Origin of the sequence: Sorangium sp. So ce131, from assembly GCF_051519095.1 — a bacterium.
In the GTDB taxonomy this organism is placed as follows: domain Bacteria; phylum Myxococcota_A; class Polyangia; order Polyangiales; family Polyangiaceae; genus Sorangium.
Map to the genome: position 1 here is coordinate 10,743,411 of NZ_CP150455.1, position 18,979 is coordinate 10,762,389.

Here is an 18,979-nt window from a genome sequence, read left to right on the forward strand (position 1 = left end):
AGACGGCGCGCCCTGCGCCTCTTCCTCGCGCGGCCAGGCCGCCCATGACCATGCGCTCCTCCTCCCTGCGCCGTTTCCTGTTCGCCGCGCTCACGCTCTGCTTGCTGGCGCTCGCCGGCTGCGTCGCTCCTGCTGGACCGACCACCGGCACCGTCGTCGTGGGGGTCACGAGCGAGCTGCGCGTCGGCCCTGACGTCGAGCGGCTCCGCGTGGTGATGCGCGCCGGCGGCGAGGTGCTCAGCGACGTGGTGCTGACGCAGCGGAGCGGGCAGCTGTTCTTCCCGAAGGAGTTCTCGTTCGGCGAGCTCGCGGGCGGCACGGCGGTGGACGTCCTGCTCGAGGCGTTCGGCGCCGGCGACGGGGCGCGGCCGCGGCTCACCCGCGCCGCGTCGACCACGGTGATCGGCGGGCGCGCGCTGCTGCTCCGCGTGCGCCTCGAGGCGGAGTGTGTCGTCGCGCCCGGGGGCGAGACGTGCCCGGCGTCGCAGACCTGCGTGGCCGGCGGCTGCAGCACGCCCGACGTGGATCCCCTGCGGCTCGAGCCGTACGACCGCTCCTGGGCGGCGGAGGCGACGACGTCGGAGCCCGACGTCTGCAAGCCGGCGGGCGCGGGGGATCCGATCGTGATCGTCGGGGAGGGGCAGGCCGACTACTTCCCGCTCGACGATCTCGACGAGGTCCAGGTCGAGGCGGGACCGCAGGGCGGCTACCACATCTTCGTGGCCATCCGGCTCAAGAACCTCCGCCGCTCCGGCTCGATCACCACGGTCAGCGGCGCCGTGGCCGAGCTCGACTACACCATCGACCCGCTCCGGACGATCTTCACGTTCGACCAGGATGAAGGCGGCTTCTGCAAGCTCTCGGGGCTGCGGTTCCGGCTGGACGGCGAGCGCCGCATCGAGGAGCTGCTCGGGAAGGTCGTGGACGTCGAGGTGACGGTCACCGACAGCGACGGCGACGTCGGGACCGGCACGCGCAAGGTGACGCTCTCCGAGACCATCCTGTAGCCGCGGCGCCGGCGCGCCGGCGCGCCGGCGCGGGGCGCCCTCACTCGCGCGCGGCGCGCCAGCGCGTCACCCAGCCGCCGGTGAGCAGGTCGAGCGAGGCCTCGGCTTCGAGCGCCGAGAGCGTCGCGGCGCGGCGCTCCTCGGGGCCCTGGCCCGGCTCCGCCGAGAGCGAGAGGGCGCGCTGCCACGCGAAGAGCAGCTCGAGCGCGCGCGCCATGAGCTTCGCCTGCAGCTCCGCGCGCTCGCGGCGCAGGCGCTCCAGGGCGATCTCGTCGTCGGCGAACACCAGGCGATCGAGCCGCCAGGTCGCGCGCGCCTCGAGCCAGAGGCTGGTGCCGCCGGACGCCGTCCTGCGCGCCGGATCGTACTCGGTGGGGGCCAGGTTCTCCGCCTCGTCGACGAGGCGCGAGACGCGGAGCCGGAGCTCCGGGAGCAGCGACGACGTCCGGGCGCGCGACGCGATGGCGTCGATGCGCGCCTCGGGATCGAGGAGGCGCGCGTGCCGGAGCGCGGCGTCGACGACCGCGCGGGCCATCTCCGGGGTGACCCGGACCGGCAGCGGGAGCGGCGGCGCGCGCTCGGCGAGCGGCGCGTCGGGAGGCGCCTCGGGCGGCGCTCCCGGCAGCTCCGGCGGCGGCGCCGCGGGCGCTCCCGGCAGCTCCGGCGGCGGCGCCGCGCGGGGCGAGCGCGGGGCCGCGGGGGCCGGCTTCAGCCGGGGCGCTGCCGCCTCGGCCAGGACGGCGGCCGGGCGCGGCGGCGCGCCGGCGGGTTCGGTCAGCCGCTCGAGGGGGACGCTCGCGAGCAGCATCCCGCTGAGGGAGCGCTCTCCGCTCTCGAGCCGCGCGATCCCGAGCTGGACCGCGATCCAGAGCGGCTGCGCGCGGCCCGTGGGGGCAGCCCAGAGCTCGTGGGGCGCGGCGTCGAGCCGGTCCGCGCGCGAGGTGAGCGCCGACGGCTCATCGTCGGGGAGGAGCTCGGCGCGGGCCGCTGGCGCGGAGAGCACACACGCGAGCGCGCTGAGGAGGAGGAGGAGAACGGAGCCGGTGGTGGATCGTTGGTTCGGGTTCACGCGAGCTGGGTCGACCGCGGCGCGGCGCCAGTTGCGTGCGCGGACCGCGCGGGCTGCTCAGCGGCCCGGCGACGGCGGGCGCGCCAGGCCGGCGGGGTCGCGCCAGCTGATCCAGAGCTCGCCGTCGCGGCTCGGAGGTCGCGGGGGCTCGACGTGGCCGCGCAGAAACGCGTCGCTGCTCATCGCTTGACCGCTGGGGCCGAGCCCGCCGCCCGGCCGGCCAAGCTCGCTGGACCCGCCGCGGGGCGCTGCGAACATCGCCTGACCGCCGGGCCCGAGCCCGCCGCCCGGCCGGCCAAGCTCGCTGGACCCGCCGCGGGGCGCTGCGAACATCGCCTGACCGCCGGGCCCGAGCCCGCCGCCCGGCCGGCCAAGCTCGCTGGACCCGCCGCGGGTCGCCGCGACCGCCTGGGCGATCGCCTCCGGGGTCGGCACCGTTCCCGACGGGAAACGCGGCGGTCCTTGAGGCGACGCGGCGAAGTCGCTGGACCCGCCGCGGGTCGCCGCGACTGCCTGGGAGATCGCCTCCGGGGTCGGCACCGTTCCCGACGGGAAACGCGGTGGTCCTTGAGGCGACACGGCGAAGGGCGCCGGCTGCGCGGCCGCGGCGGCCCCGTGCGCCGGCGCGACGGGCGCGATCGCTGCGGGATCTGGGACGCTGCTCACCGCCAGCGCCGCAGCTGCGGGATCTGCGGCGCTGCTGGCCGCGGGTGCGACCAGCTCGGCAGCAGGAACGTCGCGCAATGCAGGCGCGACCGCTCCGGGAGCGGGACCGCTGCTCACCGCGGGCGCGACCGTCTCGGCAGCGGGGACGCTGCCCCTCGCAGGCGCGATCGCCCCGGGCGCTGGCGTGGTCGCGGAGCCCGCGCTCGCGGCGTGCGCGACCGCCGCGGGCTTCTCCTCCCCGATCGCGCCGGGAGGTGTGCTCGGCGCCGGAGGCGCGTCGCTCGCGAAGGGCGCTGACGAGGGTACACCTTCCGCAGCGGCCTCGCTGCGCGGCGCCCCGGCGGGGCTGCGCAGCGCCCCGGCGGGGCTGCGCAGCGGCCCCTCGTCCTGAGGCGGCGTCGGCGCGGGCTCGACAGGCGCAGGCGCCGATGCTGCGGGCGCCGCCGGTCCGACCGACGCGAGCGCCGCCGAGGGCGGCCTCGGGGCCACCGGCAATGCGCGTGGCGAAACGACCTCGAGCCCGACCGCGAAGGGCTCGAACGAGTCGCCGGCGAGCCAGCCGGTGCACATCCGCAGGTGCGCGCCGGAGGGGACATCGCGCACGAACATGTCCCCGAAGAGCGCGTCGATCGCGAGATCCCGCTGCTCGATGATCGGGCTCTCCCAGTCCGGGAGCGCCGCGACCAAGCGGATCGCGAGCTGCCCGTCCGGGCGTCGCGAGCGCGCGCGCGCGAGCGTCCTGGGACGCACCTCCCAGTAGAGGTAGAGCGTCTCCGGATCGACCGCGATGCCGACGATCTCATCGACGTCGTAGCGTGCGGGCAGCTCCGCTCGCTCGTCCTGCGAGGCCGCCGCGAGGTTCAGCGCTGCGCTCGCGGCGCCGTCGCCTGCGGCAACCGGCGACGCCTGCGCCGGCGGCCCTTCGGGCGACGCCTCCCGCGGCGGTTCGGCCGGCGCGTCGTCCGGAGGGCCGGCGACGGCTTCCGGCTTCCGATCCGGTTCGAGCGCGGGCTCGGCCGCGGCCGCCTCGCCCTGAGAGCTGGCTTCCTGTTCGCCCGTGGGCTTGGCCGAGGCCGCGTCGTCCTGCGGGCCGGCCTCCTCGACCGCGGACTCGGCCGCGACCGCCTCGCCTTGCGGGCCGGCCTCCTGCTCGAGCGCGGACTCGGCCGCGGCCGCCTCGCCCTGCGGGCCGGCCTCCTGCTCGACGGTGTCCGGCGCGCTGCTGTCCTCCTCGTCCTCGCCGTCCTCGTCCTCGTCGCCTTCCTCGTCCTCGTCGCCTTCCGACCGGGCGCCCTCCGCGTGCTCTCCGCCCGCGCGCTGCGCCTCCTCGATCAGCTGCGCGCGCAGCCGCCGCGCCTCCTCGTCCTGCGGGCTCTGCTCGAGGAGCTCGTCCAGGATCGCAATGGCGCGCCTCGTGTGCCCCTGCGCCGCGTAGATCCCGGCCAGCGTGACGGTGGGCAGCGGCGGACGAGGCTGCGACCGCTCCGCCTGCGGCCGCTCCGGCGGCTGCGGCCGCTCCGCCTGCGGCCGCTCCGCCTGCGTACGCTCCGGCGGCGTACGCTCCGGCGGCGTACGCTCCGCCTGCGTACGTTCCGGTGGCGTACGCTCCGGCGGCGGCGGCTCGCCGCGCAGCGCTCGCGCGGCCTCCGGAAGGTGCAGGCCGCGCTCGACCACGCGCGAGAGCAGGTCCCGCGCCCGCCCGAGGAAGCCGCGCACGCGGGTCCGCTCCGGCTCGCTCTGCGCGGTGCGCGCCAGGATCTCGTCGACGAGCTCGGCCTTCGTGAGCACGCGCGGCCGCGCCACCCCGAGCTCCTCGGCGCGCGCTATCAGCTCCTCCCGCGTCAGCCCGTCGAGCTCCCGGCGCTCCATCGGCGTGGACGCTACCACATCCGCCGCGCGCCCACCGTCGCGCGGGCGCCGCTCAGCGGAAGGCGCCGCCCGCCGCGGGATCCTCGGCGAGCTCCGACAGCCGCGCGCGCGCGGCCTCGGCGTCGCGCGCGATCTGCGCCTTGAGCTCCGGGAGCCCCGAGAACCGCCGCTCCTCGCGCAGCCGGGCGATCAAGTGCACGCGCAGCTCCGCGCCGTACAGATCCTCGTCGACGTCGAAGAGGTGCACCTCGAGGTTCGGCCGCGCCGCCTGCGACGCCTCCACGGTCGGCCGCACCCCGAGGTTCGCGACGCCGCGCGCGAGCGCGACCGCGCGGCCCGACGCCGTCACCCGGTCGACGAGCGTCGCGTACACGCCGTGCGGCGGCAGCGCCTCGCGGAGCTCGTCGAGGTTGCAGGTGGGGAAGCCGATCGTCCGGCCCCGCTTCGCCCCCTGCGCCACGACGCCGGACAGCATGTGCGGGCGCGACAGCATGCGCTCGGCCGCGTCCAGATCCCCGCGCGTGATGGCCGCGCGGATCCGCGTGCTCGACCACGGCCCCTCGGCGTCGCCGACCAGCGGGTGCGAGCGCGTCTCGAAGCCGAGCTCCTCCCCGAGGCGCCCGAGCGTCGTGAAGTCCCCGGCGCGCCCCTGGCCGAACCGGAAGTTCGCGCCGACCAGGACGACGCGCGCGGCGAGCCGATCGAGCAGCACGCTCCGGACGAACTCCTCCGGCGTCTGGGCCGCGAACGCGCGATCGAACGTCACCACGTCCGCCCGGATCGCCGGCTGCACGCGCCGGATCAGCTCGACCTTGCGCGGCAGCGCGGTGAGCGTCGGCGGCGGGGTGCGGCCAAGGACGCTCGCCGGATGCGGCGCGAAGGTCAGCGCCACCGGGTCGAGCCCGCGCCGCTCGGCGTCGAGCGCCGCGTCCGCCAGCAGGGCCTGGTGCCCCCGATGGACGCCGTCGAAGTTGCCGATGATCACCAGGCTGCCCCGCGGCCCGGCCGCGGCGCCCCCACCCTGCCCGCTCGCGGCGGCGGCGAAATGCTCCACGACCGCTACCTAACCCGAAGCCGCACCGGACGAAAAGCGGCTGGACAGAGGACCCGAGGGGCACGATACGCCTGTGCAGCCGCGCGGCCGGCGCAGAGAGCCGCTTGACGGGTCGGTGACAGGCTGTTAGAGCCGCGCTCCCAAAACGGGCTGGAGGCGCGTTGTGTTCAAGAGAGTAAGTATCTTCTCCGGCAACGCGAATTTCGCGCTCACCCAGGAAATCTGTCAGGTCCTGGAGCAACCGATGGGGAAGTCGCGGGTGTCGCGCTTCTCCGATGGAGAGACGTTCTGCGTCATCCAGGAGAACGTCCGCGGCGTCGACACGTACGTCGTGCAGCCGACGTGCTCCCCGGTGAACGACAGCGTGATGGAGCTCCTCATCATGGTCGACGCGCTCCGCCGCGCCTCGGCCGGCTCGATCACGGCCGTCATCCCCTACTACGGCTACGCGCGGCAGGACCGGAAGGTGGCGCCGCGGACGCCGATCACGTCGAAGCTCGTCGCCGACCTCATCGTCGCCGCCGGGGTGAACCGGATCGTCGCGCTGGATCTGCACGCCGGGCAGATCCAGGGCTTCTTCAACATCCCGTTCGACCACCTGTTCGCGATGCCGGCGCTGCTCGAGCAGCACCTCCGCGAGCACTACGGCAAGGACGTGGTCATCGTCTCGCCGGACGCGGGCGGCGTCGAGCGGGCCCGCGCCTACTCGAAGCGCCTCCAGGGCACGCTCGCGATCATCGACAAGCGCCGCGAGCGCGCGAACGAGAGCGAGGTCATGAACATCATCGGCGAGGTGGCCGGCAAGCAGTGCCTCATCCTCGACGACCTCATCGACACCGCCGGCACCCTGGTGAACGCGGCCAACGCGCTGATGAAGCAGGGCGCCAAGAGCGTCGCCGCCTGCGCCACGCACCCGGTCCTGTCCGGCCCGGCGGTCGAGCGCATCAAGGACTCGCCCCTCACCGAGGTGGTCGTGACGAACTCGATCCCGCTCTCGGACGAGGCGCGGGCCTCGGGCAAGTTCAAGGTCGTCTCGGTGGCGCGCCTGCTCGCCGAGGCGATCCGCCGCATCCACCACTCGGACTCGGTGAGCTCGCTCTTCGTCTGAGCGCGACGAGCGCGACAAACGCAACGAGCACACACGACGACAAAAACGTCGCCTCCCGTCGACAAACCTCGACTTCTCTCTCCCTTTTCTGCTATAGCGCCGCACCCTACGCCCGGAGCCGCCCCCGCATCGCGGGCCTCCGGATCACTTCTGGAGCCGTCGTCATGGAGATCATCAAGCTCAACGCCACGAGGCGCGAGGAGAGCGGCAAGAGCGCGTCGAGCCGCCTGCGCCGCGCCGGACAGATTCCCGCCATCGCCTACGGGCGCGAGCTCGCGCCGCTCTCGGTGGCCATCTCGCCGAAGGCGCTCCTTCAGGTGCTCGGCTCCGACCACGGGCAGAACTCCGTGGTCGAGCTCGCCGTCGAGAACGGCGAGACGCTCACCGTCATGGTGCGCGACTACGACTACCACCCGATCTCGCGCGAGCTCGTCCACGCGGACTTCGTCCAGGTGAAGCTCGACCAGCCGGTCGACGTCCACATCCCCTTCCGCACCGTGGGCAAGCCGAAGGGCGTGATCACCGGCGGCGTGCTCCAGCAGATCTTCCGCACCATCCCGGTGCGCTGCCTGCCCGAGAAGATCCCGTCCTTCATCGAGATCGACGTGACCGAGCTCGACCTGGGCGAGTCGTACAAGGCCAGCGGGCTGAAGCTGCCCGAGGGCGTGAAGGTCCTGCTCGCCGAGGACCAGACGATCGCCGTGGTCAACGCGCCCGAGAAGGGTGGGGCCGACGAGGAGGCCAAGCCCGCCGCCGGCGCGCCGGCCGCTGCCGCGGCTCCGGCCGGCGGCGCGGCCGCGCCCGCGAAGGGTGCAGCGGCGCCTGCGAAGGGCGCGGCCCCCGCGGGCGGCGACAAGAAGGACAAGAAGTAACCCCGGCGCGGGTCGCCGCGCGCGCGCGCCGTCGAGCGCGCCGCGGAGCGCGCGCGGCCCGCCCTGCCCTGCTCGCCGGGGCCTCGCCTCCCCTGCGGAACGGACTCAGCAGAACCGCCTCGCCATGCTGCTCGTGGTCGGCCTGGGGAACCCGGGCAAGGAATACGCCGCTCACCGGCACAACGTCGGCTTCATGGCCGTCGATGCGCTGGCCGACGAGGTCCGGGCCGATCCGTTTCGCGAGAAGTTCTCGGGCATGCACGCGAAGGCGGAGATCGCGGGAAACCCCGCGATCTTGCTCAAGCCCATGACGTACATGAACGAGTCGGGGCGCAGCGTGCAGCCGGCGATGGCCTTCTTCAAGATCGCGCCGTCCGGGCTCATCGTGCTGCACGACGAGCTCGACCTGCCGTACGGCACCGTCCGTCTCAAGGTCGGCGGCGGGCACGCCGGGCACAACGGGCTGCGCTCGATCATGGCGCACTGCGGGACGGGCAACTTCGGCCGCGTCCGCCTCGGCGTCGGCCGGCCGCCGCCGGGCTTCCGGGGCGAGGTCGCGGACTACGTCCTGTCCGGCTTCGACTCGGTCGAGCGCGCGGGCCTGCCCGACTGCTTGAAGCAAGCCGTGCAAAGTGTGCTAGAAGTCGCCGCCCGCGGCTTCGACGCCGCGATGAACGTAAGAAACACCCGGCCCAGGCCGGGCAAGAGGCAGAAGGGCGAAGGGGACGGGTCGGCAGATCCTTCTCCCGACGCGAAGGAAGGGAGGGCTCCCCTCCCCCCGTCGCAGAAGCCCTGAGCCTCGCCGGAGCCAGCGCGCCGAGCTCGCCCGTGCGCCGCTCGACGCGCTGCTCCTTTCCTCGCTCCGGGGCGCCGCCCCGGGGCCATTGGCCGAGAGGGAATCACTGAATGAGCCGACAGGTAACGGCGCCCGGGCGCGCCAGAGAGTACGAAACCATCTACATCCTGCGACCTGACATCGACGCCGACGGCGCCGAGCGGATCGGGTCGCGCCTCGCCGAGGTCGTCAGCCGCGAGGCCGGCCGGCTGACCAAGGTCGAGACGTGGGGGCGCCGCCGCCTCGCGTACGACATCGCGAAGCACCGCCGCGGCGTGTACGTCTACCTGAAGTACCTCGGGGGCGGGAAGGTCGTCGCCGAGATCGAGCGCAACCTGCGCCTGTCCGACGGCGTGCTGAAGTACCAGACGGTGCTCGTGCGCAACGACGTCGAGGTCCAGGGCGTCACGATCGCCGACGAGGACGTGAAGTTCGAGCGCCTGGAGCTCGCCCCGCTCGAGGACGACCGCGACGACTCGCGCGAGCGGCAGCTCGGCCTGCTCGAGCCCGAGCGGCGCGTCGACCGGAGCTCCGAGGCGGCTCCGGCGAGCGACATCGACGACGGCGAAGAGGGCGAGGCGGAAGGCGCCACCGACGAGGAGGAGAGCTGATCCATGAACGGCCGCAACAACGACATGGGCCGCAACGGCGGCGGTGACTACGACGATCGCGACTTCGGGCGCACGCCCGACCTGAACGCGGACGCCCCCGGGCGCCGCCGCACCGGCCGGAAGCGCGTCTGCCGCTACTGCGCGGACAAGGCCCTGGTCATCGACTACAAGGACCCGCAGGCGCTCAAGTACTTCATCTCGGAGCGCGGCAAGGTCGTCCCGCGCCGCATCAGCGGCAACTGCGCGCGCCACCAGCGCAAGGTGACGCTCTCGATCAAGCGCGCGCGCAACATCGCGCTCTTGCCGTTCACCGTGACGGCGTAGGAGGTCGATCATGGCAACCCACATCCATGTGGTCCTCACGGAGGACCTCCACAACGTCGGCAAGAGCGGCGAGCTCGTGAAGGTCCGCCCCGGGTTCGCGCGCAACTACCTCATCCCGCGCGGCCTCGCGGTCGGCGCCACCGCCGAGAACGTGTCGCGCATCGAGCACGAGAAGCGGGTCGCCGAGTCGCGCGCCGCGAAGACGCGCTCCGAGGCGGAGCAGCTCGCGGGCAAGCTCGGGCAGGTCAAGCTGACCATCAGCCGCCCGGTCGGCGAGGGCGACAAGCTGTACGGCTCGGTCACCGCCCGCGACATCGAGGAGGCGCTCGCCGCGCAGGGCTTCAGCGTCGACCGGCGCCGCATCGAGACCGACACGATCAAGACGCTCGGCGCGCACCCCGTCGTGATCCGCCTCGCCCCGTCCATCACGGCCACGGTCGAGGTCACGGTCGCCGCGAAGTAGCGCCGGCTAGCGCCGGCTCACCCCCGGCGCTCGCCTCACCCCCGCTTCCGCCTCACCCACGCCCGCGCGACGTCGTGCCCGCGCGCCACCGCGCGCAGCATGAGCGCCGCGTCCCCCCAGCGCTCGCGGCCCTGCCACACGAGGGCCGCGAGCATCCCCGCGCAGAACGCGTCCCCCGCGCCCGTCGGAGCGATCGCCCGCGCCGGGCGCGGCGCGACCGCGCGCTCGCCGCCCGGGCCGAGCACCAGCGCGTCGCGCGCGCCGTCCGTGACGACCAGCGTCGCCTCGGCGCGCAGGCGCTCGCGCAGCGCGCGGGCGGTCGTCCCCAGCACGGCGAGATCGCCGGCGCTGCACTTCACGAGGTCCGCCTGCTCGAAGAGCCGGAAGCAGCCGCGCACGCCGGCGTCGTCGCGCGCGCTCGACGTATGGCCGGGCAGGCGGCGCGCGCGGTCGGGCAGGTCGCGGCCGCCATCGACGTGCGCGGCGCGCGGCCACATCCGCGGGCGCGCGTTGACGTCCACCGACACCGCGCACCCCTCGCGCCGGGCGCGCGCGGCCGCCCGCGCGAGCGCGGAGGTCGCGCCGCGCACCGGCGCGATCCCGGTGAAGTGGACGACCCGGGCCTGCCACCGCGCGGGCAGCGCGGCGGCGAGCGCGCGCGCCTCGAGCTCCGCCTGCCGGTAGCCCTGGAAGCGCGCCTCGCCGCGCTCGACCGCCACGAGCACGAGGCCCGTGCGCGCCGTCCCCAGCGCGAGCCGGCCCACGTCGACGCCGGCCGCGGCGAGCTCGTCCCGCAGCCCGCGGCCCATCGCGTCGTCGCCCAGCGCGGCGCACAGCCCCGACGGCACGCCGAGCCGGGCGAGCGCCGTCGCGGTGTTCACCGCGCCGCCCCCCGGCACCCGGCGCAGCAATTTCGCCCGCTCGAGGGGAATGCCCGCGGGCGCGTGCAGATCCCACAGCGCCTCACCCACGCAGACGACCTCGGTGGGTGCACTCCTTGTTTGACGCGTTTTGTGATCCACAATGTGCGGCTCCCGTGAGGGGTCATGGCCGGGCGCGGAGCGCCATCGCACCTGAGTCAAGCGCGAAGGGAAATCACGATGAGACCGGCGTTGCCCGATTTCCATGGCGCGCGCCGGGCAGCGCCCCGCCCCGCGCAGCAGATCCTTCGCAAGTTTTGGGGCGTTCCCCGGAAGCCTTCAGCGACACCGTACGCAGAGCCTGCATTGGGATGCTCACCGCACGAACGCTCACTGCACTACAAACAGAAACCCTTCTCAGGGTCGCCCAGGTTCTGATAGACGGAACGCGACCCTGCACCCGACGCCCTGAAGGACCGCTGCGCCTTCGGGGCGTCGCCCATTTCGGCGCCTGTGGAAAAACTCGGGGCGAGATGGGGGGAATCGGTGGGAAGGAGATGCACGGATGATGAGAATGATGGAGCAGCGGCGCGGACAGCGGCCGCAGAGGATCGAGCCTCCCATCGTCGCAGGACGTGTCCCGCCGCATGATCTGGACGCGGAGGCGGCGGTGCTCTCAGCCATCCTGCTGCACCGCGACGCGCTCGACCGGGTGCTCGAGATCCTGAAGGCGGAGCATTTTTACAGCGAGGCGAACAGCCGCATCTACGAGGGCGCTCAGGAGCTCGCGGCCGCCGGCACGCCCATTGACATCGTCTCGGTCGCGTCGTGGCTGCGCGATCGCGAGCGCCTCGCGCAGGTGGGCGGCGCCGCGTACCTGGCGCAGCTCGCGGACGCGACGCCGGCGGTCGCGCACGTCGCCGCGCACGCGCGGGTCGTCTACGAGAAGTGGCGCGTGCGCCAGCTCATCGCGACGTGCCAGCGCGTCGCGGCCGAGGGCTACGGCGACGTCGGGGTGGTGCAGGACTTCATCGACGGCGCGGAGCAGGCGGTCTACCAGCTCGCGCGCACGCCGCAGGGCACGTCGACCCAGCCGATCGCGCAGGTGCTCAAGGCCGCGTTCGAGCAGATCACCGCGGCCGCGGAGCGCGGCGACCGGATCACCGGCATCTCGACCGGCTACGAGAAGCTCGACGCCAAGACGGCCGGCCTGCACGACGGCGACCTCTCGATCATCGCGGCCCGCCCCGGCATGGGCAAGACGTCGTTCGTCCTCAACCTCGCCGTGAACGTGGCCTCGCCGCGCACCGTGAGCTCCCCCGGCCCGGACGAGGCGGGGCACGGCGTCGAGCGGCACGAGCCCGGCTTCGGCGCCGCCATCTTCTCGCTCGAGATGCCGCGCGAGCAGCTCGCGACCCGTATGGTCTGCTGCGAGGGGCGCGTCGATCTCGGCCGGCTCCGCCAGGGCTTCCTGCAGCCCGACGACTGGCGCCGCCTGACCGAGGCGGCGTCCTTCCTGTCCACGCTCCCCATCTGGGTCGACGACACGCCCGCGATCACGCTGCTCGAGCTGCGCGCCAAGGTGCGGCGCATCCAGGCCGAGTACGATCGGCCCCCCGCGAACGGCAGCGCGGGGCGGCGCGTCGGGCTGGTCGTCATCGACTACCTGCAGCTCATGAAGGGCCGGGACGGCGTGAACAGCCGCGAGCAGGAGATCAGCGAGATCTCCCGCGGGCTCAAGCAGCTCGCGAAGGAGCTCAAGGTGGCGGTCATCGCGCTCTCGCAGCTGAACCGCGCGGTCGAGACGCGCACCACCAAGGACAAGCGCCCTCAGCTCTCCGACCTCCGCGAGTCGGGCGCGATCGAGCAGGACGCCGACAACATCATGTTCATCTACCGCGACGAGTACTACAACCCGGAGACGACCAACCATAAGGGCATCGCGGAGATCATCGTCGCCAAGCAGCGCAACGGGCCGACGGGCAAGGTGCTCACGCGGTTCACCGCCTCGTGCACCCGGTTCGACAACCTCGCGCCCGGCGACTACCCGGAGATGGTCGACGACGAGTGACCGCGCGGTCCGCGCGAGCCGGCCGCGCGGTCAGCGTGCTCCGGCCGCGCGGTCAGCGCGGTCCGCGCGGACCAGGGGAGATCCGCCGGCAGTCGTACTACCGTGCGCGGCATGTCCGTCTGGTACATCCCCGCCCTCCTCGCCGCCGTCTGATCGGCGTCTGCCTGGGGCTCGCTTCCCTCCTCGTCCTCGCCACCGAGCGCGCCTGACCCAAGCGGCGCGGCGGTCGCGCATCGGAACAGGACCGATGATCCACTCGCCCGAGAGGCCCCTCCCTCCCCGCCCCGGCCTGGCGCGCGCGCGTCGCGCCGCGCAGCGCGCGCTGCGCCACGCAGCCCGCGTCGGCCTCGCGGCGCTCTCGCTCGCCGCGTCGACCTGCGCGCCGCCCCTGCAGAGCGGCAGCGTCGTCGTGTCCTCCGGCGCGGCCGAGCGCCTCGGCATGCTCTGCCGCTGGGGCCACGAGGGCGCGGGCGACGACGCGGTCTGCCCGGCCGCGGACGCAGCCCCGCCGGCGCGTGTCCGGCGGATCACGGGGCCGGCCGACGCGCTCACCGGCCCGCTCGCGGCGGGCCGGCCGGGCGACTACGTGCTCGAGAACGGCGAGATCGCCGTGGTCGTCGAGCAGCTGGGCCCCGGGATCGGCCTCGCCGAGGGCGGCGGCAACCTCATCGACGCGGCCGACGCGCGCGCTCGGCGCGACGAGCTCGGCCAGATCCTCACGCGCGTCGGCGCCACGCCGCGGCAGGTGATCTACGGCGAGCTCGCGACGGGGGTCGACGAGGACGGCACCGCGTGGATCGAGGTGCGCGGCCGCGACGGCGCGGAGGGCGCGCTCTCCGTCGTGACCCGCTACGCGCTCGGGCCGCGCGGCCGGGCGCTCCTCCTCGCGACGTCGCTCCGGAACGACGGTCGCCGCCCGATCGAGGCGCTCGACCTCGGCGACGTCGTGCACTGGGGCGCGGCGGAGCGGGTCGCGCCGGGCGGCGCGCCGGGGCTCGGCGGCGAGGTCGAGGCCCCCTACCTGGCCGGCGTCGGGGCCGGCGTCGCGTACGCGCTCGCCCCGGCGGACGGGGCGCCGCTCGTCGCGCGCAGCGGCGCCGGCTTCAGCGACGCGGCGTGGGGTCGACCCGCCGCGCTGCCGCCCGGCGGGCGCGCCGAGTACCAGCGCGTCCTTGTCGTCGCGCCCCGCGGCGACCCGTTCGCCGTGGCGACGGAGCTCTTCTTCCTCGGCGGCGGCGCGCCCGGCGGCGTCGCGCTGTCGCTCGTGGACGCCCGCGGCGCGCCGCTCCCGCCCGTCGCCGGCAGGGCGACGCTGACCCCGATCGCCGAGCACGGCGCCGCGCCGACGGCCGGCGCGCTCGATCTCTGGCTGCGCACCGGCACCGACGCGCCGCTCGCCGCCGAGGCGCCGCCGGGCCTCTACCTGGTCGGCTTCGAGGGGAGCGGCCGCCGCGCGATCGAGCGCGCGCGGGTAAGGATCCGCGCCGGCGAGGTCGCCCCCGCGCGGCTCGCGCTCTCCGGCGCCGGCCGGCTCACGATCTCGGTGCGCGAGCGCGACGTGTCGGCGCCTGCCGCGGGCGCGCCGTCAGCGCCTGCCGCGGGCGCGCCGCCGACCGGGCGACCGACGCCGGCGAAGATCAGCCTCTTCGACGCGGCCACCGGCAAGGCCGTGTCGCCGCCCTGGTTCACGCGCTCGGGCGACCTCGAGATCCCGCTGCCGCCGGGGCAGCTCCGGGTCGTCGCCTCGCGCGGGCCGGAGTTCTCGATCGCCGAGGCCACGGTCGACATCGCCGACGGCGGCGCGTCGCGGCTCGACCTCGCGATCGCGCGCGTGGTCGACACCTCGGGCTACGTCGCCTGCGACCTCCGGCAGCACACGGCGCGGGGCGCCGACGCCGGCGTCTCCGCCGCCGAGCGGGTGCTCTCCAGCGCGGCGGAGGGGGTGGAGTGTGCGGTGGCGAGCGAGCACAACCTCGTCGCCGATCTCGCGCCGGCCGTGGCCGAGCTCCAGCTCGAAGGGCGGCTGCGGTCGATCCCGGGCGTGGAGCTCACGAGCGGCCGGAGCGGCGCCGCGCCCGGGAGCGTGAGCGTCTTCCCGATCGAGCCCGGCGCGGCCGCGCTCGCACCGCGCGGCGCGCTGCGATGGCGCGGCCAGAGCGCGCGCGAGCTCGTCGACGAGGTGCGCGCGTTGCCCGGCGAGCGCGTCATCCAGGTGAGCCTGCCGCACGGCGGCGCGCCCGCGCTGCATGCGTTCGCCCCCCCGCTGCACGCGTCCGCGGCGCCGCAAGGCGCGCCCGCGCCGGGCCCGAGCCTGCTCGCGCAGCTCGGCGGCGCCGCGGACGCCGTCGAGGTCTGGACCGGGCGCGACGCCGCCGGCCGCGACCGCGCCCTCGAGGAGCTCTGGGCGCTGCTCCGCGCGCCCCGCCCGGTCACCCCGACGGCGACCAGCGACACGCACGGGCTGCTCGGCGCGGAGCCGGGCTACCCGCGCACGTACATCGCCGTCGCCAGCGACGACCCGGCCCGGCTCGACGTGGGTGACCTCGTCGCGGGCCTGCGTCGCCGGCGCGACGTCGTGATCACGAACGGGCCGTTCGTGACGATGCACCTCGGCGACACGCGCCAGGGCGGCGTCGCCTCGACGCAGCGCGGGTCCCGCGGCGGGCCGCTGTCGCTCACGATCCGCGTCGAGCGCGCCCCCTGGGTCGACGCGCGCGAGCTCCACGTGCTCGTCGGCGGCGTCGCGACCGGCGCGCCGATCCCCCTGGAAGGCGCGCGCACCACCGCCGCGGGCGCGCTGCTCGACGAGATCGCGATCCCCGTCGTCCTCGGCGCCAGCGGCGGCCGACGACCGCCGCGGCCCGACGCCCGCGCCGGTGGATCTCTCGGCGAGCGCCGGCCCGGGCAGACCGCGCGCGACGCGATCTCCGTCACCGAGGACACCTTCGTCGTCGCGATCGTCCGTGGGCGGCGGCCGCTCGAGCCGGTGCTCGCCGGCGACCCGGGCGAGATCCTGCCCTTCGCGATGACGGCGCCGCTCTGGATCGACGCCGACGGCGACGGCCGCTCGCTCGGCCGCGCCGCGGCGCCATGATCAGCCGCACCCGCAGCGTCATCCGCACCGGGCCTGTGCTGCGCTGGCCGGCCCAGAGCACAGACGGCATGCCCCCCTCCTCGGCCAGGGTGCGCGCAAAGCTCCCGCGCGCCGCGGAGCCGAGCAGCACCATGGTGCGATAGAGGTTGGTCTTGCCGACGCCGTTCGGTCCGACGATGACATTGACGCTTCGCAGAGACACACGGTCGACGCGTACAACACCGGCCGACCGCCAGCCACGATAGGGCCTATTCCAACGGAACCACCCACAACACCAGTCCGGACGGGTCCGGATAACGGTGGGGAATCGATGCAACCGAAAATGGGAGGTCGATGTCTCTCGCGGCCTCAAGCGGAGTCAAGAGCAACCCGCGCTCCGCCGAGACGCTGATCGCGAGCTTCAGGTAGCGACGCAAGAGGAGGAGTGGCGGAAAGCGCCCTCGCACGTACCAGCGTTCGTGGCGTGCCCTGGCGTCGGGGCGCACGCAGGTCACACGGCGTGACGACTCGCGGGAGCTGCCCGGAACTGAAGAGGTGGAGACGGTTGCTCCGGCCCCTGCGGCCCGTACGCATGGGCCTGGCGCGCCGCTTGAGGAGTCAGCATGGCTGCAATCACCCGAGAGACTACCCGATGCCCTCAGTAACCCATGAAGCCCTGGTGGAGCTGTTCAAGAACCGGCCGACGCTGGCCGCCGAGATGCTGCAGGACGCCCTCGGCCAGCCGGTCCCTCCCTTCACGGAGGCGCGTGTCGAGTCCTCCGATCTTGCCGAGATCGTTCCCTCGGACCGCCGGGCGGACGCCATCATCGTGCTGCTGGTCGGCGAGCAGCAGCGGCCCGCGATGGCGATCGTCGTCGAGGTCCAGCTCGGCGTGGATCTGGACAAGCCTTACGTCTGGCCGGTGTACGTCGCCCAGACGAGGGCCCGGCACCGCTGTCCTACCCGGCTGCTGGCCGTGACGATCGAGCCGACGATGGCGCGGTGGTGCTCGCAGCCGATCGACACAGGCCACCCGGGCTGGATCCTGACGCCGCTGGTGCTCGGGCCCGCGGGCGTCCCGGTCGTCACCGACGCCGAGCAGGCGAAGGCGGCGCCCGAGGTGGTCGTGCTCTCGGCCATGGCGCACGGGCAGGAGGAGGTGGGGGAGGCGATCGGCGTGGCGTTCCTGGCGGCGGCAGCCGGGCTCGATGAGGAGCGGCGCGCCGTGTACGGGGACCTGGTGCTATCCTCGCTGAACGCAGCGGCGAGGCGGACGTTGGAGGAGATGATGAAGAGCGGATACGAGTTTCAGAGTGACTTCGCGCGCAGCTACGTGGCCAAGGGCGTGGAGAAGGGCATGGAGAAGGGCATGGAGAAGGGCCGGGAGCAGGGACGGCAGGAGGGGAGCCGCGAAGCGAAGGCGCAGGCCGTGCTCGCCTTCCTCGAGGCCCGCGGGCTGGAGGTCCCTGCCGAGGTCCGGGAGCGCGTGCTCGCGAGCACCGATCTGGCCGAGCTGGACCGCTGGATCCGCCGCGCTGCCGCCGTCGGCGACGCCCGGGAGCTGCTCGCGACGGCCGGTTCCTGAGCGCGCACGGCCCCGGCGCGGCAGGCCGATCGAACGGGCAGCGCACCGGCTGCCGAGATCTCCAACGAATCCATCAGGGTTCCTATGCACCCCGCGACGCTCGTCCGTTCCTCGGCGGTGTCTACAGGGCGGAATCGAGAGCACTCAACTGGCATCTTGTCACGCTCTGTGTTGCGCGCCGGCTCGTGCACCTGAACCCCATAGAGACCTGTCATCCCTGCATTGCGCCGCCGCCGTTGCCGCCGCGAGGGGTCTTCCGGCTAGGAGCGCCGAAGCTCGAGCAACGGGGTGGTGAACCGCGCTCGCCCAGCGATCCGCTGCGCCGCGACGGTTCCTCTTGACCACGGCGGCGGCGCCGTTCTCGCGCGGCGAGCTCGTCCCGCCGCGCCCCCGTCGGTTTTCGTTTGCCTCCCGGGCGCCCGGGCAACATGGACGGCGGCGCATGCGAACCGAGCGGCTCGCCGCGGACGCGGCATCCATCACACGGGCTGCCGAGATCCTCCGGCGCGGAGGGCTCGTCGCCTTCCCCACCGAGACGGTCTACGGGCTCGGCGCGCGCGCGGACGACGGCCGCGCGGCGCGCGGCATCTTCGCGGCGAAGGGCAGGCCGCCCGGCAACCCGCTCATCGTCCATGTGCCCGACGTCGCGTCCGCGCGCGCGCTCGCCGGCGACTGGCCGGAGGGCGCGGAGCGGCTCGCGCAAGCGCTGTGGCCAGGGCCGCTCACCCTGATCGTGGCGCGCCGGCGCGACCGCGTCGCCGACGAGGTGGCGGCCGGCGGGCCGACCGTGGCGATCCGCGTCCCGGTGCACCCGGTCGCGCGCGCCCTGCTCGAGGCGGCCCAGCTGCCCATCGCCGCGCCGAGCGCCAACCGCTCCACCGCGATCTCGCCCACGACGGCCGAGCACGTCGAGAAGAGCCTCGGCGGGCGCATCGACGCGATCGTCGACGGCGGGCCGACCGCGTTCGGGATCGAGTCCACCATCGTCGACGTCACGAGCTCGCCGGCGCGGCTGCTCCGGCCAGGGCACGTGTCGGCCGAGGTGATCGCCGCGCTCGTGCCGCTCCGGACGAGCGCCGGGGTGATCACCGCGCCGGACGAGCGCGCCCCGTCCCCGGGGACCCACGCGCGCCACTACGCGCCGCACGCGCAGGTGGCGCTCGTCCCCGGCGAGGCCGTCCGCGGCGAGGTCGAGCGCGCCGCGCAGGGCGGATCGCGCGCCGGCGCCATCGAGCGCGGCGCCCGCACCGTCGCGGGGCCACACGCCGAGCTCCTCCCCGCGGATCCCGTCGGCTACGCCGCGGCGCTCTACGCCGCGCTGCACCGGCTCGAGGACGCCGGCTGCGACGTGATCGTGATCGCCGCCGTCCCCGAGGATCCGGCCTGGGACGCCGTGCGGGACAGGCTCGCGCGCGCGTCGACGCCGCCCTGAGCGGCTGCGCTGGCCGGATCGCACCGCGCCGCCTGGGGTAGGTTTTCATCCCCCGGGCGGGCGGTTTGTGGCAAACCCTG

The 18,979-nt window shown here is 74.6% G+C and carries 15 protein-coding genes and 1 pseudogene; 11 read left to right on the forward strand and 5 right to left on the reverse strand.

Annotation, left to right across the window (positions count from 1 at the left end; all coding sequences use genetic code 11):
- Positions 1-44: 44 nt before the first annotated feature.
- Positions 45-1,007: a hypothetical protein gene (locus WMF43_RS39065; RefSeq protein ID WP_437672806.1), complete on the forward strand. Its 963-nt coding sequence runs from the start codon at positions 45-47 to the stop codon at positions 1,005-1,007.
- A 40-nt stretch (positions 1,008-1,047) separates the two neighbouring features.
- Here the strand turns inward: WMF43_RS39065 and WMF43_RS39070 are convergent, their stop codons facing one another.
- From WMF43_RS39070 to ribF, 3 genes are read right to left on the reverse strand one after another with little or no spacing between them, the layout of a single operon-like run.
- A complete protein-coding gene (locus WMF43_RS39070) occupies positions 1,048-2,076 on the reverse strand; it encodes a hypothetical protein (RefSeq protein WP_437672807.1) in 1,029 nt (342 codons plus the stop codon).
- 57 nt (positions 2,077-2,133) lie between these two features.
- On the reverse strand, positions 2,134-4,611 hold the full coding sequence (locus WMF43_RS39075) for a tetratricopeptide repeat protein (RefSeq protein ID WP_437672809.1): 2,478 nt from the start codon (positions 4,609-4,611) through the stop codon (positions 2,134-2,136).
- Positions 4,612-4,663: 52 nt separating this feature from the next.
- Complete coding sequence (gene ribF, locus WMF43_RS39080) at positions 4,664-5,665, reverse strand: riboflavin biosynthesis protein RibF (protein WP_437672811.1); 1,002 nt, start codon at positions 5,663-5,665, stop codon at positions 4,664-4,666.
- A 163-nt stretch (positions 5,666-5,828) separates the two neighbouring features.
- Between ribF and WMF43_RS39085 the strand changes: the two genes are divergently transcribed.
- From WMF43_RS39085 to rplI, 6 genes are all read left to right on the forward strand, one after another.
- A complete protein-coding gene (locus WMF43_RS39085) occupies positions 5,829-6,773 on the forward strand; it encodes a ribose-phosphate pyrophosphokinase (protein ID WP_437672812.1) in 945 nt (314 codons plus the stop codon).
- A 164-nt stretch (positions 6,774-6,937) separates the two neighbouring features.
- The gene (locus tag WMF43_RS39090) at positions 6,938-7,645 is read left to right on the forward strand and encodes a 50S ribosomal protein L25/general stress protein Ctc (protein ID WP_437672814.1); all 708 of its coding nucleotides are present in this window, start codon (positions 6,938-6,940) and stop codon (positions 7,643-7,645) included.
- Between the two features lie 124 nt (positions 7,646-7,769).
- A complete protein-coding gene (pth, locus tag WMF43_RS39095; RefSeq protein ID WP_437672816.1) occupies positions 7,770-8,441 on the forward strand; it encodes an aminoacyl-tRNA hydrolase in 672 nt (223 codons plus the stop codon).
- Between the two features lie 110 nt (positions 8,442-8,551).
- On the forward strand, positions 8,552-9,091 hold the full coding sequence (gene rpsF / locus WMF43_RS39100) for a 30S ribosomal protein S6 (protein ID WP_437672817.1): 540 nt from the start codon (positions 8,552-8,554) through the stop codon (positions 9,089-9,091).
- A gap of 3 nt (positions 9,092-9,094) precedes the next feature.
- A complete protein-coding gene (gene rpsR, locus WMF43_RS39105; RefSeq protein ID WP_061611043.1) occupies positions 9,095-9,415 on the forward strand; it encodes a 30S ribosomal protein S18 in 321 nt (106 codons plus the stop codon).
- A gap of 10 nt (positions 9,416-9,425) precedes the next feature.
- The gene (rplI, locus tag WMF43_RS39110; RefSeq protein WP_437672819.1) at positions 9,426-9,878 is read left to right on the forward strand and encodes a 50S ribosomal protein L9; all 453 of its coding nucleotides are present in this window, start codon (positions 9,426-9,428) and stop codon (positions 9,876-9,878) included.
- Between the two features lie 35 nt (positions 9,879-9,913).
- Here the strand turns inward: rplI and WMF43_RS39115 are convergent, their stop codons facing one another.
- Positions 9,914-10,849, reverse strand: a complete 936-nt coding sequence (locus WMF43_RS39115) for a carbohydrate kinase family protein (RefSeq protein ID WP_437672821.1) — start codon at positions 10,847-10,849, stop codon at positions 9,914-9,916.
- A gap of 454 nt (positions 10,850-11,303) precedes the next feature.
- On the opposite strand from WMF43_RS39115, the gene dnaB reads away from it, so the two are divergent.
- Both dnaB and WMF43_RS39125 read left to right on the forward strand, forming a co-directional pair.
- The gene (gene dnaB / locus WMF43_RS39120) at positions 11,304-12,809 is read left to right on the forward strand and encodes a replicative DNA helicase (RefSeq protein ID WP_437672823.1); all 1,506 of its coding nucleotides are present in this window, start codon (positions 11,304-11,306) and stop codon (positions 12,807-12,809) included.
- Positions 12,810-13,056: 247 nt separating this feature from the next.
- Complete coding sequence (locus WMF43_RS39125) at positions 13,057-15,903, forward strand: hypothetical protein (protein WP_437672825.1); 2,847 nt, start codon at positions 13,057-13,059, stop codon at positions 15,901-15,903.
- Positions 15,904-15,961: 58 nt separating this feature from the next.
- Here WMF43_RS39125 and WMF43_RS39130 read toward each other — a convergent pair.
- Positions 15,962-16,105: pseudogene (locus WMF43_RS39130) on the reverse strand (AAA family ATPase); the annotation flags it as partial.
- Between the two features lie 429 nt (positions 16,106-16,534).
- Between WMF43_RS39130 and WMF43_RS39135 the strand changes: the two are divergent.
- Together WMF43_RS39135 and WMF43_RS39140 are read left to right on the forward strand one after the other, a co-directional pair.
- Positions 16,535-17,467, forward strand: coding sequence for a hypothetical protein (locus WMF43_RS39135; protein ID WP_437672826.1), 933 nt, complete (start codon positions 16,535-16,537; stop codon positions 17,465-17,467).
- Between the two features lie 442 nt (positions 17,468-17,909).
- Positions 17,910-18,899 carry an L-threonylcarbamoyladenylate synthase gene (locus tag WMF43_RS39140; RefSeq protein WP_437672827.1) on the forward strand — a complete coding sequence of 330 codons (990 nt, stop codon included), beginning with the start codon at positions 17,910-17,912 and terminating at the stop codon, positions 18,897-18,899.
- Positions 18,900-18,979 lie beyond the last annotated feature (80 nt).